Raw genomic sequence first — 13,130 nt, 5'->3', positions numbered from 1 at the left:
GTTAAAAAGCCAATTCTTAAAGACATGCAATTAATTTATAATTTCAATTAGATCGGTTTTTAACCACAAACCTCAAAGCCTATAAATTTAGATTTAAATTTTCAATATTTATGCTATGATGCTCTTTCATATATGGGGATGTTATTGGCTTCGACGCTGGTGATGAAGCTCATAGATGCATGCCGAGAGCGCATTTTCTCTCGTAAATAAAATTTGCATTTTAATAGTCGCAAACGACGAAACTTACGCTCTAGCTGCCTAAGGGCAGCTTGTCCGCTTCACTGAATACTTGTGGTCAGTGAACCCGACCGAAGCGCACGCACACAAGTCCGTATAAAGTCAAGCCTCGGGGCTTTATACCAAACTTAGAGGATCGCACCTTGTACCCTGTTCGTCGGGTCGCTTGGCGTTAAAACAATAGACGATATCTAAGCATGTAGTATTCTCGAGTGTAGTGCTGGCGGACGCGGGTTCAACTCCCGCCATCTCCACCAAATACTTAGCTTTATATAACTGAATATGACGCAATATAAAGCGGAAAGGCTTGATTCTAAAGGGATCAAGCCTTTTTTTATGCCTAAACATAATTGAGCTTAACCGAGTATATGAGTTTGTATCATGTATCACATCGTGTATCATTGATGAATAATTGAAACCACTGTGATACACAATGAAGCGTTCGGATATTAAAAAGCGCCCTTTATCAGATACCGTATTGGAAAATCTAAAACCTGAAGATAAGGATTATCGGGAGTTAGATGGCAATGGGCTGTATTTCTTTGTACAGAAGAATGGAAACAAGTCTTGGCAATTAAGATATAAAAAGCCTGATGGGAAGTGGTCTTGGGTTGGGTTAGGTGGTTATCCTGCGATTAAAGGCAAGCTTGCTCGAAAGAAAGCTCAAGAATTATTGAATGACATTAGCAACGGCGAAAATCCTATTATCAGCAAGCAAGAGCGAAAGATAAAAGAGCTTGAAACCAATAATGCTACCTTTGAAGCTTTAGCTCGTGAATGGCTTGATACCAAGCAAACGCAATGGGTAGCCGATACCATGACACGTAACAAAGGTGCATTGGAGAAACATATTTTTCCAATGTTCGGAAAACGGTTATTTGTTTCTATCCGACCGATTGAATGGATGGAGTACTTAAAGCGCGTTCAGCTTGAACAAAAGATTTATGAGCAAGTTAAGCGTATGTGTGCAATGTGTCGTGATATTTATGACTATGCAAAAATCACTGGGCGCATTGACTACAATCCATTAGAAGGAATGCAGAAATACCTTATTCAAGGTAAAAAAGAAAATATGGCTCATGTGTCGGAAAATGAATTGCCTGCACTTCTTCGAGCTATCAACAATTATCCTACTTTGGATAGCCGTATTGGTTTGCAACTTTTAGCTATGTTGTTCTGTAGACCAAGTGAATTACGTGAAGCCAAGTGGGAGGAGTTTGATTTAGAAAATGCACTTTGGACTATCCCAGACTTCCGAATGAAAAAGCGCCGTGAGCATACGATACCTTTACCGAAACAAGCGATTCAATTGATTAAGGAGCTTAAGAGTATTCATTCTGAGTCAGATTTTCTTTTCCCTAGTCGATCAGATAAGAATAAGCCAAAGTCGGATACTGTTTTCATTATGGCATTACGCCGTCTTGGATATGAAGGACGTCAGACCCCACATGGATTCCGTCACATTGCTAGTACCCTTTTAAACAATCGTGGCTTTGATGAAAGACACATTGAGTCTGCTTTAGCGCACGTCAAAGATGGTGTGGCAGGTGTATATAACAAAGCCCAATATTTGGAAGATCGTGCACGTTTGATGCAATGGTATGCCGATTATCTTGAAGAGTTGGCAGATATGAAAGTTATTCAGTTTAAAAAGGCAAAGGCTTAACTATGTTCGTAAATAGTGACTCAGCAATTGAAAAAATTGAGGATTTAACAAAGCAGAAATGCAATTTCTATACGTTATTGCACTATGTATCAAATGGTTATATGAATGTATATTTCAATTATTGTGGAGAGCTCTATGAAAAAAGTTATCGAGCTATTCTAGAAGTAAATCATAGTGAAGAAGATTTTACGATTGTTAGAACAGAATCTTTCATAGGGAAACTTAAACTTAGTCTTTATGATGGAGTTAGAGCTTTAAATACTATTTTTTTAAAGGATGAAAAATATTTAGTTGGCAATATATATAAAGAAAATAGCACACGTATTTTTCGCCCATTAAACGATGGTTATCATAAGCCTAATGTCTCAAAGAGTAACGAAGACGTAATAGCACTTTTAGAACTCTTGATTGAGCAAGGAGAAATAGATCCTACTGAACTTGTTTTTAAACATTGTTCTGAAGTAAACATGAGTAAGATTAATAGAAATGTTTACTTAATAGCTTCGGATATATTATTTAAACTAGACGAAATTGACAGTATTCCATTATCCCACCATGCTTTAAATTCTAATGGAAAATTTTATGCTCCTGAGCTTGGTCTTGCTTTAGAGCTATGGGAAGAAATTTATTTAAAAATGAATGGTGTATTTCCAAAAGGTAAAAATTTGGAAAATGTGATTAATGAATTGCTGGAAAATTATGAAATTACTTCTACCAAATTAAAAAGCTTGAAAGCTGATACTGATGAGACAGGACGACTCAAAGCTAGGCTCAAAGTTTTCTTAAATTTAAGTGGTAAAAATAAAATTAAAAAAATAGTTTAAATGTTTAATAATTAATCTTATGTCACTTTCATGACACTAAAAACTATTTAGTTTAATAGCTGCATACAAACAAGTATGGAGCTATTAAATGCTTTCTCAAGAAATCCCCCCACTTCAAGTTCCCTATAAAAAAGTCTGTGAAATGCTTGGTGTATCTAGAGATACATTACGAGTCCTAATGCGAAGAGATCCTGATTTCCCTTCGGCTATCAAGTATGGAGAATCTAGGCAAGCCCCTGTCTTCTTTAGCTATGCCGAATTAGTGGAATGGCATAGCAAAAGAAAGGCGCAATCATGATTAGTCAGACGGCATGGTTTACTCGACCACAAGCCTCGGAGTATTTAGCTGAAAAGTTGCCTTTTAAAACTGAGAAACAGTGGTATTCATTTTTGGCAAATAATCGGACTTCTAAAGAAGTGTACAAGCTTAGATTCGAGCTAAGAAATAGCAAGGTTGCTTATACCCAATTAACGCTTGATGCATTCATTCGAGCATCAACTACTCACACAAAACATTAAGTCCTAAAGGAGATAATCATGGACATGCAAAAACACGTAGCAACAAAGATTGCTTTGACTGTACTTGATAAAGTTAGAGCAACAGATCATTGGCAAGATCTTAATTTGGAAATTAATTGGGAGGAGTTAGAGCACTTAATTTCTGAGCCGAACTTTGATGAATTAATGACGGGATCTCTTAAAGATAGTGAATCATTTAATCGTCTGTTAGATAAGTTAAACGAGGATGTGGATGCGGAAATTAAAAGGCTTGAGAGTTCTTTAATTGATTAATTAAGGGATATTGATGGCGAAACGGTTCAATGGATTGAACCGTTTTTTTATCCCAAAAATAGGTTGTGCATTATGTTGAATTTGAAAGTTGGTGATGAATATCAGGCTTTGATGAATCGGTTGTCTCAAATTGATGAAGAGAAACTTACCGCTACGGATTATTATGCCAAGTTAAATGAAATTCGGTTTGAGCTGAATTTATTAAAAGCAAGGTCTGACCGATGTGAAGAATTGAGTCGTGAGAGTGGATTTAGTTTCCATGTCGGTGAGGCGGTGTCATGCGATACATGGAAAAGCTTAGAGCAACGCTATATGGAAAATGCTAGACATGCAGAAGAGCTAGAAACAAAGATTTATTCCAATATCAACAGCTATGATTTTAAAGCGATGAACATTAAAGTTAGAGCTAGAGTTGATTTTTTAGATCTTTATTTTGAAATTAAAAAGCCTTCTAGCCGACACGATATTAAAAAGTTTTTAACTGAGAAAACAGGGGTTAGACATTACATTAAAGAAAGCTCGAATGGATTTGTAATTCGTTTGCATGATATGAATTCTCTAAGGATTTTAGATGAGCGATGTGGTTATTTAGATCATTTTGGTTTGATTAAAGAGAGCATGAAGATTGTGGAATTGGAAGTAGCTTTAGACTTCTATGGATATAAGCATTTAGGGCTTGCTACGGCTCTTCTAAAGGCACTAAGGCTTCCAAGTGCTGTAAATAACTTTAGGGTCTTTAAAGCGCAAACAGGCGTATTTACAGCTATTCCTGTTAATCCAATTGTACTCCACAGAAAGTTAACAGATGGTTTCAATATCGGCATCAATCATAGGTTAGCTGATGAGTATTGGCATATATACCAAAAGCAGACGGATCAAAATGGTACGCCGTTGAAAGAGAGTGAATGGCGAATTCGTGCGGAGAAGAATATTAAAGAGTCCGTACTGAAACGCTTGAATAACTCATTTTCAAACATCAGACAATTGTTGTTGGAGAGCTTTAAAGGGCTTCGATTTACACATCTAAAAGCAGAAGCATCGAGTCACCAAGTGTGTGTCTATATAAACAAAATTGATGTCTATGGGATGGAGAAAGAACCATATTTGGATTCACATCGGAACTTGAGAAAGTTTATTCCCGATATAGAAATGAATGCCGAATTGAACAGATTGGTAGTGAATGCCGTTTGTAACTTGGCTAAAAACTTTAGGCATTACTCGTAAAATTGCTGTAGTTAATTTATAGCTACAAGAGCGCCGTAGCCTTGTAATAGTAAGGTTCACGGCGTTTTATATGAAATGAGTCTGCCTAATAACTTATATATGCTTTATTAGGTTATTAGACAGAGATTACTTAACAAGTACTTAACTTAAACTTACCCTAAATTGGAATCAAAAAGAGCGAAGTCTTAGAAAAACATTAAAGTATCGTGTATATACCATTTAAAAAAATTGGTGCAAAAATAGTTCTCTTATACTTCATGTTCAGTTTCTTGATCTTTAGTCTCATCTTTATAGATGTCAACTCCTAGTAGTTGAAAATAAAAATGATATGGAATTGGTAGTCGATAATGTCTACAAGCAGTCAAAATAATAGGAAAGTGATCACATTTCACCGCTGATAGTTCAAGGATGTATTTATCTAGTGAGCAATTCTCTTTGATTTGATTAAATGGAGTTTCTCTTGTCTCATTCGATATACCTGTGATTCCTAGACCGTGAGTATCGCTGTTGGAATATAAATGAGTTTCGGTGTCCGCATCAGGATGCCAAATTTGTAGGGTACATTTAGGGATAAATTCAGTCGTGATTTTTTTAATATCCAAATGCATTTCGGAATTTTTAAATACTTCGGCAAAGAAACCTAATAGTGGATAAAGGATGGAACCTTTTGTGACACTTTCTCTATACTCTTGAGAATCATCGATAGGATGCAAAACTAATTCTAAATAGTCATGTATGTTGGAAGGGTATCTTTTGTTATGTGTGAATGCTCCAGGTATGGTTCGTGTAATTCCTGATAGCCATCCTTCTAGATCTCCATCATTTTCGTTGTTCTTTAACCAGTAAAAGGCTGTTAATCCTATATCAATAGCTTGATCATCTTTATACGGATGGAAAAGCAATGGATTATTCATGATCAACTTTTTAAGAGCTTCGCTGATTTCTCCATGAGTTCTAGATGCATCTTCAATAATATTTTGATCGGCTGAGTTGCGATACATTCTATCAAAAGCCCAATCGACCCATATACCAAAGAGAGAAATCCTTCCGATGACATCAAATAATCGTAGATTGATATCAACATCACAGTTTCCATGTACCGCATTGGAAATAGCATGTAGAGATGAAAAATGAGGTAAAAATCTCTGATAATAAGAATCTGAAATAGATAGATAGAGTAGAGTTAAGGATTTAAAAATATTCTTTATTTTTCTAGCATCAGCAGTATTTTTAGATGCGAATGATTTTACAACTTGCCAACTATGTAAAATTAATCTTTCTGCTGACAGGTAAGAACTTTCAATATTATTTTCAGATAAACACCATGAATTGAGTATGCCTAGTGCTAGATAACTTTGACGTAGAGTAGTTAATTGATTTTTAATGGATTGACTTTGTAAGTCTTGGAATAACTTTTGGATTAATCTCGAAAAATGTTGAAAACTTATTTCAGGTTGATCAACCATAGCTAATGATTTTCGCAATAAAGACTTTAAATCATCTTGTAAAAATAATTGCTCATTAATAAGGTATTTTTCTAGATACCCAGAAATACGGTCACCATTCCAAACAGCAAACTTAATCTGATCTGTTTCTTTGGCTTGGGTATATTGACTTAAATTTATTTCAATTTCTTGCTTTAAGTCTCCTCCAAAAGTAAGACAGATGATAATTGGAAGATCTTTATACTCACTTGGTAAATGAGTAGGGATATAAACATCTAAAATTTCATCTAGAGATGGTCTTAAATCTTGGGCATTTCCACTATTCCAATCTTGTCGTCCTAAATTTCCCGCTTTGATAGAAAATAAGTAGATGGCTTCAGGCTCATTATTAATTGAACCTACAGCCGAAATATCAACTCCAAATTGACGGTTGCCAATACTAGGCTCGGATAGAATAGTAAGCCCCATTTGAGATAGAAGAGTTGGTAACAGAGCATCAAGCTCATTTCGTTCTTTAAGGCTAGCTAGATATTCTTTAATAATTAATTTCACTTGCTAGCCCCTTCTAATTTGAATTTGATTAATGCGTAATGTAATGAGGTAGAATCTAAAATTTCCATTGAAGGAAAATCTATACTATGGCTAAAAGAATGTAATGGCATAGTCTGTCGTTGGCTTCCTTCTCCAGTTTGGATAATGAAAGCAGTATTCTTTCCATATAAAAGAGTATTCTCGGTAAACAAAGATCCAAATAAAGAATTTTTTCTAGATTCTGCATATGCTTTATTCATCATTTGTTGTTGGTGTCTTCGGTATGTAAAGTCCTCTGTTTGCCCAACTCTTAACTCTTTAATGTTGTTACTAGCTCTAAGAGCATCATGATAATCTTCTAATTTTTTTAATAAATTTTCGATAATTTCAAGTTTATCTTGCTCTAATCCGTCCTTATGTTTATTCAGGAATTCAGTAACTTTTCGAGGGTAGCTAATCATTAAAGGATTGAAAATAATTTCTTGTATATCTTCGGCTTGCTCTATAGGACAAGATTTGTATACAGAATGAATCAAAGAGATGGCTACAGTTGGATTCATAAAATACCAGCCACATGCTTTTTTGGCTAAAAATAGATGAGCTGTAGAGGATCCTTCAGTAAGTTGTGCCATATCAAAAGCTAATTCAACTTCATTGCTATCTATAAGATCAGATGCATACCTATTTAATGGAATCGATTTAGAAAGGAACCAGCGTGTTATTAAAGAGGATAATTTATCTAAATTGTCATAAAGATAGCTTCTCAATGAAGGGAATTGTGAAATATCTATTTTAAAATCAGATCGAATAAAAAGACTTTCTAGCAATTGGATAATTTTTGTTTCTGATTCTTCGTAGAGATAAGGGGTTGCTAAGTCGAGATAATGAATAGTTCCATTTGCAGAAGAATCAATATATGGAATCATCTCCAAAAGTAGAGTTTTTATCTCAGTTGGCAAAGCTTTATGATCACAAAAGAGTTGAGTCATACAAGTATGGATTGAACTCACTTCATAAGAGTTACCCTTGATTATTGAGGTAATTTTTTGTTCAATTTCTTGATAAGAATTAAGTTGATTTTTTGAGATTTCCAAAAGCGATTTAATTATTAAAGCTTGTGTATGATGATCTTCATCTTGATGTGGGTACGAACAAATAAGTTTAATCACTTTAGTGCATAAGTGATCATTATCTTTATAATTCATTTGTCCTAGAGCTAAAATGGCATAACCAACTTTGGTAGGTAATTTCTCTTGGATGATTTCTTCTGATTGATCAATTGCAAACTCTAAATCTGCAAAGGATATAGATATAAGCGTTTTTGTTAAAAAGTTGGTCGAGTAATCATGTGACTTTAAATGATTTAAAACGTTCTTGGCAAATTCAAAGTTGGTTTTTAGAAGCTTTCCAAATGAAGATACTGGTGTACCTGCCGCCATATCATTTCCAGCTTCTTGTATCAGCTTATCTAATGTAACTAACATTTGACCAATGTTTTGTACTTCTAAATTTGGCAATGCTTCCTCCAAAAGATGACGACTACTAAAAAATCTAAAACCTTTATTATTTTTGAGATTAAAAAACTCTTTAAAAAGATCAATCTTAGAAGAGTTATGTAGATTTACAAAAGCATTAGTTACTTCAACATCCCCATAATTTTTACTAGCAAACTCATCTACGGCTTCTAAAACAGTATGATCTTTAAGGTAAAGTGTAATTTCTTGTTCTAAGCTCATATATTTATAAAATTTTTAAAACCAAAGATTCTTTATTTTTAGCATAAAATTATTTGCTTATCGAAGAGAAATTATTCAGTCTTATAAAATTTGATTTGTATCACAATATGTATCACAGGATTTTCACTAAATTAAATTTTTTATATTAATCAATAATTTAATATATAAGTTCAATTGACGCCATCCCTAGCTTAATATGACTGAATATGATGTTATATAAAGCGGAAAGGCTTAAACTGTAATGGTTTAAGCCTTTTTTATTGCAAACGAATAAGCATTTACTGCATTTGAATTAAGTTCTGTGAATAGCTCATTAGATTAACTAGTTACTACGACAAAAGATGACGTATATTTAAAATTCATATTCTGATGTATAACTCAGTATAATTTATAATCATTTTGTTAAGTTTAGATTAGCTCCCGAAAGTCTCACACCCAATCGGATTGGCTTAACTACTTTATTGGGATGCTGCGGGAGGCATGAATTGAAGCGTATTAGCGATAAGGGGAAAATACCTGAGTTTTTCAATAATAAAAGATATGACGAATATTATAAAATTTGTGTTGTGGTGGAACTAGCTCACGAAATCCAAGAATAACAAAATATATCAATTAAAATCAACGACATATTTAAGGATAATTGCATTACTCCTATTACAGACGATGACATTAAGAATAAAAAATCGTCAGTAGAAAACGCTTAAGGATTGTTAATGGCAAACGCATTGAATATACCCCACCCCCAAGGACTATTGAGCAAATCATTGAAGATGACAAAAAGTTTTATTTGAGATTGATTGAGGGCTTTGCAGAGCAGACTTATGTTGAGCATCCAAAACTAGGGAAAATACTCAACAGCAAAAAACCTATGGAGATATTTCCGCGATTTTTATTTGATTGTAGACCATATATACAGCCACTAAAGGAAGCCACAGACGATATAGAAATTCGTGTTAAATATGGGCAGAGTAAAACTGTGATGCGTATAAAAAACCCAAAGACCAAATAAACATTCATATCAGATTGAAATAAAAAAACTCGGATGAATCAATCCGAGTTTTTTAAAGAAAATTTAATGATCTATCAAAATTAATGTGGCGCAGGTCCACCCGTAATTGCTTTAGGTTTTGGACTCATCCAAATTAATGCACTGGCAAAGATAAATACAATAGCCAAAATCATAAACACATGATTAGCCGAAATCGTAATCGCTTCTTTATCGACTAAATTTGCAATCGTTGCGAGTGTTGCATCAGGTGAAAAACCATTTTGCAGCAAGGTATTTTGGACTTCTTGTGGGTGCAAATTATTCACCATTTCACTACGAGCTACCTTCGTGTGATCATCCCAAATTGTCACTGCAATTGAAGCACCAATCGCCCCTGCCATTGTTCTCAAGAAATTCATTAAACCTGCGGCAGAAGCCATTTCTTGAGGTAAAACAGAACCCATTGCAATATTTGACAGTGGAATAAAGAAAAATGGTACTGCAAAACCTTGCAAAATTTGTGGCCATGCTAATGACATAAAGTCTGCATCTGTAACCCAAAAAGCTCGCATGACCGTAACCACACCCAACAATGCTAGCCCAAAACTAGCCAATGCTCTTGGGTCATATTTAGTTGATAACTTGGCAACAATTGGCGACATCGTCAAACTACCAAAACCCATAGTTGCAGTCAGATACCCTGCCCACGTGGCGGTATAACCCAAGTTAATTTGTAGCCATTGAGGAATCAGGACAATACTGCCAAAGAACGAACCAAAACCAAAAGCGAGCGCAAGCACAGAAACTGCAAAACCACGGTGTCGGAACACATACAGGTTAACCACAGGATGCTTTTCTGTGAGTTCCCAAATCATGAAAACAATAAAACCCACAACTGCCGTTAATGCCAAAATAATAATACTGGTACTGTTAAACCAATCTCGTTCATGCCCAAGGTCTAGCATCAATTGTAAAGCACCAATCCACAGCACTAACAAACCTAAACCAACTGCATCAATTCGTAATTTCTCAGTTTTAGTTTCTGCTACAGACAGCAAGCGGATGGCTGCCAATACACAGAAAATTCCAACAGGGATATTAATAAAGAAAATCCAATGCCAAGACAAATTATCACTAATCAGTCCGCCCAAAATCGGCCCCAGAATTGGTCCAACCACGGTAGTCATGGCCCACATTCCCATGGCTTGTGAGTGTTTTTCAGGTGGGAAAATTCGCATCAACAAGGTTTGGCTCAGTGGCATTAACGGACCACCACAAAGCCCTTGTCCAATACGGAAAAAAACCAGCATTTCCAGTGATGTCGCCAAACCACATAGGAATGAAAAGATGGTGAAACCAATTAACCCAAAGACAAAAACTCTGACTGTGCCAAAACGTCCAGCTAGCCAACCTGTAAGTGGAACACAGATGGCTTCAGCAACGGCGTAAGAGGTAATCACCCACGTCCCTTGTGAACTAGAAACAGCTAAGTTCCCTGTAATATGGGGGACTGAAACGTTGGCAATGGTGGTATCAAGCACCACCATAAAGTTGGAAAGTGCAATGACAAATGCGGCGAGCATTAACCGCCCACCGCTAAGTTCTGCAAAAGGATTCTGCGTTTTCATGGCTGATTACTTCGATGCGAGATCAATGTCCGCTTGCATCGACAACCCTACACGCAATGGATGTTCTGCAAGTTCTTTGGGATCAAGCGTAATACGTACAGGTAAACGCTGTACTACTTTAATCCAGTTTCCTGTCGCATTCTGTGCTGGAATCAAGGCAAATGCGGCACCTGTCCCACCAGAGAAGCCCTGAACTGTCCCGTGATAAACCACATCATCACCATATAGGTCTGAACGAAGCGTTACTTTCTGCCCTGCTTTCACTTTAGCAAGCTGACTTTCTTTATAGTTTGCGTCGACATAGAGCGCAGATACAGGCACCACTGACATCATCACAGTACCTGGTGCAACACGTTGCCCAATTTGAATATTCTTGCGTGTCACCACACCATCAACAGGCGCACGAATAACGGTACGCTCTAGATCAAGCTGGGCCTGCTCAACATGCGCTTTCGCAACCAATACATCAGGCGTGGATGCCTCGTTGAAGCCTTGAATCAATGCTTCATTTGCAGCAAGTGTACTTTCTGCGGCTTTACGGCTTGAGGTTGCTTGCGCTAAACCCGCTTGAGCTAAATCTAAGCTTGCTTGTGCCGTCGATACTGCACTTTGCGCTTTGCTCAATTCCTCTTTAGAAATCGCTCCTGAAGCGGCAAGTTCATTACGACGCTTTAATTCTAAGTTAGCTTTATCAAAATCTGCTTGTGCTTTACTTACTTGTGCTTGTGCACTATTAATTTCATCATTGCGAACCACAACTTGAGAATTCAATGAGCTACTATTCGCTTGGCTTTGCTTGTATTGACGTTGCGCTTTTGCCAATTCGGCTTGTGCTTGTGCCAACTGGATTTTGGCGTCACGCTCATCTACACGAACGAGAACATCACCCTTTTTAACTTGTTGGGTATCTTTCACCAAAACTTCAGCAACTTGTCCACTCACCATTGAGGTGATTTGTGCCGTTTCCGCGCCAACATAAGCATTATCAGTACTGACAGCATGATTAAAGAACAACGCCCAAATAGCATACAAAATTGCTGCAAGGATAAGAATAAGTGCGAAAAATCCTAAAAATTTTTTACGTTTTGCTTTCATTGCATCATCTGATGCCGAATCAGCAGCAATATCTTGTTGATTAGCTTGGGCGTCAGTCATATGTTATTCCTGAAAATTAAAGGGATTTTTAACTTTTGGTTTAATCAGCAGATCAGTCTAGTTTTTTTAACTTAACCAATTGTTAAAAGCTAAGATCAAAATACAAACAAAAATTTAAATCGCATTTTAACGATAAAAAATCATATGACGAGAATAAAAAAAATAACTGATGCGTTCAATTCTTATATTTTGATAATTATTTTTACTTCACTTTCATTTAAACAATAAAAAAGCGTCAAAAGACGCTTTCATATCGAACACTATACTTAGAATGCATAAGAAGCGATTGCAGTTGCGATTGGCTTAGCTTCATCATTGAGCATGGTCATACGCATAGTACAGCCTTTGCGTCCTAAGCGTAATGTTTCCGCACGCGCAGTAAAAAACTGACCACGACCCGGAGCAAGATAATCAACACGCATATCTACAGTTGCTAAACGCGATACTTTCTTAATCGTGTCAGGTAAATCTTCAGGGGTTGCACGGCGATAAAGTTGTTCCATTGCAACCACGCCACCAATACTATCCAGCAATGTCGCAGCAACACCACCATGCAAAATTTGGAAGGCTACATTACCGACCAACTCAGGCTGCATCTCGATATAACCTTCAATTTGATCATCAACAACGCGCATGCTCATGCCACAATGCTTAAAAAATGGTGAAGAATTAAATGCTTTACAAAGCTGCTTTAATACCACGTCATGATCGGCTTTAGCACCTAACTGAATATTGCCTGTCCAGTTTTTCTTTACATCATTCATACTCTGTCTAAATCCAAAGGAACGATAAACATCCCATTATTTTGTACAAATCTAAAATTATGGGGCTACAATAGCGAGGATATTTAATTGAACTTAGCCGCTAAGCTCTCTCTAGCATGACTTAAATATTTCAATTATTC

At 36.2% G+C, this 13,130-nt stretch carries 10 protein-coding genes and 1 other RNA gene; 6 read left to right on the top strand and 5 right to left on the bottom strand.

Translation table 11 applies throughout. From position 1 onward, the window contains the following. The first annotated feature begins 134 nt into the window (after positions 1–134). From ssrA to CDG55_RS05255, 6 genes are all read left to right on the top strand, one after another. Positions 135–494, top strand: a transfer-messenger RNA (tmRNA) gene (ssrA, locus tag CDG55_RS05285). Positions 495–670: 176 nt separating this feature from the next. Further along, complete coding sequence (locus CDG55_RS05280; protein WP_087537188.1) at positions 671–1,903, top strand: tyrosine-type recombinase/integrase; 1,233 nt, start codon at positions 671–673, stop codon at positions 1,901–1,903. 2 nt (positions 1,904–1,905) lie between these two features. Beyond that, positions 1,906–2,727: a hypothetical protein gene (locus CDG55_RS05275; RefSeq protein WP_087537187.1), complete on the top strand. Its 822-nt coding sequence runs from the start codon at positions 1,906–1,908 to the stop codon at positions 2,725–2,727. Between the two features lie 294 nt (positions 2,728–3,021). Continuing rightward, positions 3,022–3,246, top strand: coding sequence for a hypothetical protein (locus CDG55_RS05265; RefSeq protein WP_087537186.1), 225 nt, complete (start codon positions 3,022–3,024; stop codon positions 3,244–3,246). An 18-nt stretch (positions 3,247–3,264) separates the two neighbouring features. After that, positions 3,265–3,519: a hypothetical protein gene (locus tag CDG55_RS05260; protein ID WP_087537185.1), complete on the top strand. Its 255-nt coding sequence runs from the start codon at positions 3,265–3,267 to the stop codon at positions 3,517–3,519. Between the two features lie 72 nt (positions 3,520–3,591). Further along, a complete protein-coding gene (locus CDG55_RS05255) occupies positions 3,592–4,743 on the top strand; it encodes a hypothetical protein (RefSeq protein ID WP_087537184.1) in 1,152 nt (383 codons plus the stop codon). Between the two features lie 248 nt (positions 4,744–4,991). Here the strand turns inward: CDG55_RS05255 and CDG55_RS05250 are convergent, their stop codons facing one another. The 5 genes from CDG55_RS05250 to CDG55_RS05225 all read right to left on the bottom strand — a co-directional run bounded on the left by CDG55_RS05250 (position 4,992) and on the right by CDG55_RS05225 (position 12,990). Then, positions 4,992–6,740 (bottom strand): hypothetical protein, encoded by a 1,749-nt coding sequence (locus CDG55_RS05250; protein WP_087537183.1) that lies wholly within the window; start codon positions 6,738–6,740, stop codon positions 4,992–4,994. Continuing rightward, a complete protein-coding gene (locus CDG55_RS05245) occupies positions 6,737–8,455 on the bottom strand; it encodes a hypothetical protein (protein ID WP_087537182.1) in 1,719 nt (572 codons plus the stop codon). The genes CDG55_RS05250 and CDG55_RS05245 overlap by 4 nt, the downstream gene beginning before the upstream one ends. 1,089 nt (positions 8,456–9,544) lie before the next feature. After that, complete coding sequence (locus CDG55_RS05235) at positions 9,545–11,071, bottom strand: DHA2 family efflux MFS transporter permease subunit (RefSeq protein ID WP_087537180.1); 1,527 nt, start codon at positions 11,069–11,071, stop codon at positions 9,545–9,547. A 6-nt stretch (positions 11,072–11,077) separates the two neighbouring features. Then, on the bottom strand, positions 11,078–12,226 hold the full coding sequence (locus CDG55_RS05230) for an HlyD family efflux transporter periplasmic adaptor subunit (RefSeq protein ID WP_087537179.1): 1,149 nt from the start codon (positions 12,224–12,226) through the stop codon (positions 11,078–11,080). A 266-nt stretch (positions 12,227–12,492) separates the two neighbouring features. Continuing rightward, positions 12,493–12,990 carry a thioesterase family protein gene (locus CDG55_RS05225; RefSeq protein WP_004663409.1) on the bottom strand — a complete coding sequence of 166 codons (498 nt, stop codon included), beginning with the start codon at positions 12,988–12,990 and terminating at the stop codon, positions 12,493–12,495. Positions 12,991–13,130 lie beyond the last annotated feature (140 nt).

This window comes from Acinetobacter sp. WCHA45 (assembly GCF_002165255.2).
Classification (GTDB): Bacteria; Pseudomonadota; Gammaproteobacteria; order Pseudomonadales; family Moraxellaceae; genus Acinetobacter.
Note: the sequence above shows the minus strand (reverse complement) of the source record. Positions and strands in the feature narration are given on the sequence as shown.

What these genes read in the sequence shown, in the direction of transcription:
- CDG55_RS05280 (WP_087537188.1), top strand. Translation starts at nt 671, where the DNA reads ATGAAGCGTTCGGATATTAAAAAGCGCCCTTTATCAGATACCGTATTG.
- CDG55_RS05275 (WP_087537187.1), top strand. Translation starts at nt 1,906, where the DNA reads ATGTTCGTAAATAGTGACTCAGCAATTGAAAAAATTGAGGATTTAACA.
- CDG55_RS05265 (WP_087537186.1), top strand. Translation starts at nt 3,022, where the DNA reads ATGATTAGTCAGACGGCATGGTTTACTCGACCACAAGCCTCGGAGTAT.
- CDG55_RS05260 (WP_087537185.1), top strand. Translation starts at nt 3,265, where the DNA reads ATGGACATGCAAAAACACGTAGCAACAAAGATTGCTTTGACTGTACTT.
- CDG55_RS05255 (WP_087537184.1), top strand. Translation starts at nt 3,592, where the DNA reads ATGTTGAATTTGAAAGTTGGTGATGAATATCAGGCTTTGATGAATCGG.
- CDG55_RS05245 (WP_087537182.1), bottom strand. Translation starts at nt 8,455, where the DNA reads ATGAGCTTAGAACAAGAAATTACACTTTACCTTAAAGATCATACTGTT.
- CDG55_RS05235 (WP_087537180.1), bottom strand. Translation starts at nt 11,071, where the DNA reads ATGAAAACGCAGAATCCTTTTGCAGAACTTAGCGGTGGGCGGTTAATG.
- CDG55_RS05230 (WP_087537179.1), bottom strand. Translation starts at nt 12,226, where the DNA reads ATGACTGACGCCCAAGCTAATCAACAAGATATTGCTGCTGATTCGGCA.
- CDG55_RS05225 (WP_004663409.1), bottom strand. Translation starts at nt 12,990, where the DNA reads ATGAATGATGTAAAGAAAAACTGGACAGGCAATATTCAGTTAGGTGCT.